Source organism: Salinibacter altiplanensis (assembly GCF_002894645.1).
Lineage (GTDB): Bacteria > Bacteroidota > Rhodothermia > Rhodothermales > Salinibacteraceae > Salinibacter > Salinibacter altiplanensis.
This window is the reverse complement of record NZ_NCQY01000018.1, coordinates 1-1947: the sequence shown is the minus strand read 5'-3', so window position 1 is coordinate 1947 and position 1947 is coordinate 1. Positions and strand designations below refer to the sequence as shown.

The window sequence follows — 1947 nt, the reverse complement described above, 5'->3', positions numbered from 1 at the left end:
TTCGGACACGTCAGCCCGAGCGGGTTCGGCGTCGCTGGTCGGGAGTGGCGACGCGAGCGGATGGAAACCTCGCCGGACGAGGTCGTTTTGTCGGATCAAATTCTGTTTAGCGTTTTCCTGTCCATTTCAGCTGATCTACGTCGTTACGCACACAGGGTAGAAGAGAATGAGAAGGAGTCGGGTCCATGCCGTGAATGTCGTTCTCTCCGCAGTCTGCATGGGCCTCGGAGGGGGAGCTTATGCCGGGCTGCTCCCGGCCCGGATGGGCATTCTTCCCCTCTTCCCCTTCCTCAGTGCCGCATTACTTTATGGTGGGGCTTGGTGGATACAGCGCTTTCCCTCTCATGTGAGTATGCCGAATCAGACGGCGTACGACGCGCTGTCAGAGGAAGACCAACAGAAAGTAAATGCCCGCATGCTGCCCCTCTTCTACTGGTCCGTCACGCCGTGGATCGCATGTGGGATTGTCAGCTTCCTCTTTCCTGCCCCAGCAGTCGTTCTTGTTGTAGCCCTGGTGCTTGCCAGTATTGCGAACGTCGGAATGACAATACGTTTTCTATCGAAAGCAAATCGAAAGTTGAGTGAGCTCCAAGAGGCCCGGCAGGACAGACCAAGATAGAGAAAGGAACCCTCCACTACAGCCGACGCTGAGCGGATGCTCGGTGCGAACGTCATCAACTGATCGGTCCCCTTTCAGAGCACCCCACTTCCAGCGCGGCTGAGTTATCTCGTTATAGCGCTCAGTGGCTCAGACGATAGTCCATGTCTCGTTTCTTCTTCCACGCGTCTTGCACCCTGCTTCTTCTCGTCGGTTATGCGCTTCCTGCTGGCGGGCAGCATCTCCCCGACGGTGCTGAAGACTGGTATCTGGATACGAGCGATGGAGTCGATCTCTACGTCGTGGAGTTCGGCGCTGCAACTGCGCCCGGTGATACCGTTGTCGTACTCCACGGAGGATGGGGCGCGGAGCAAAGCTATCTGTGGCCTGCAGTCGAACCGCTTGCCGGCCGGTACCACTTTGTTTTCTACGACCAACGAGGATCTCTCCGGTCGCCTGCCCCCGACAGCACCGTTTCTCTCCAGCGGTTCGTTTCCGACCTTGAGGACCTCCGGAGCGAGCTCGGGCAGGAACGGCTCACGATTTTCGCTCACTCGATGGGCTCACGCCTTGCCTACGCGTATCTCCGAAGGCACCCCGGACACGTCCGCCGGCTTGCTCTTGCGGGGCCGCTGGTTCCAACCGGATTCGACGGTGGGGACAAGCAGAAGATGAGGAAGGCGCGCAAGCAGTTCGTCCAGTGGGCGGAGAAACGAGAAAAAGCGGAGGTGGCTGAAGAGGGGCTGGATCGAGAGTCCCTTTCGGACCGAGATTCCCTCTCGGATCGAGAGGCGACGGCCGATTGGCGGATTGGATTTGCGGCGGGCAACATCTACCACGTCGAGCGGTGGCGCCGAATGGAAGGAGGCCGGGCCTTTTACAACGGGGACATTGCCGGGCTCATCAATCAGAATACGCCAGATCGCCTGCAAGCAAACCAGTTTGAGACGCTCCAGACATCGGAGGTCCCGGTGCGGGTAATCATTGGGGACCACGACTTGGTCGATTTTGGCCTCGTTTCGTGGCCCGCAGTTGCCGACGCTCTGGAAAACGTAGAGATGACAACCCTTCAGAATGCGGGGCATAACGCGTGGATCGATCGCCCGGGGACGTTCAACGACGCGCTACGCCGAGCGCTGCGCTCATCCAATGAATAGCGGGAGCGCAATAACACTTTATTGCAGCCGACGACGGGCTGTTGCAGCTTTCGAATGGGAATGTCTCTCAGACCTCCTTTCCACATTTTGAAGTCCGTCGCACCTGAATGTCACCGTTATCCCTCACTGCATTACTACTTACAACTCCAATCGGATATGACCACACCAGATACGAGTAACGAAATCGCACCC

At 57.9% G+C, this 1947-nt stretch carries 1 protein-coding gene; it reads left to right on the top strand.

Features of this window, described 5'->3' with window-relative positions; genetic code table 11:
* Positions 1 to 762 precede the first annotated feature (762 nt).
* Positions 763 to 1755 carry an alpha/beta fold hydrolase gene (locus B7R93_RS07490; protein ID WP_103020183.1) on the top strand — a complete coding sequence of 331 codons (993 nt, stop codon included), beginning with the start codon at positions 763 to 765 and terminating at the stop codon, positions 1753 to 1755.
* Positions 1756 to 1947 lie beyond the last annotated feature (192 nt).

Excerpts from the sequence above, each read along its gene's own strand:
- B7R93_RS07490 (WP_103020183.1), top strand. The coding sequence starts at position 763 with ATGTCTCGTTTCTTCTTCCACGCGTCTTGCACCCTGCTTCTTCTCGTC.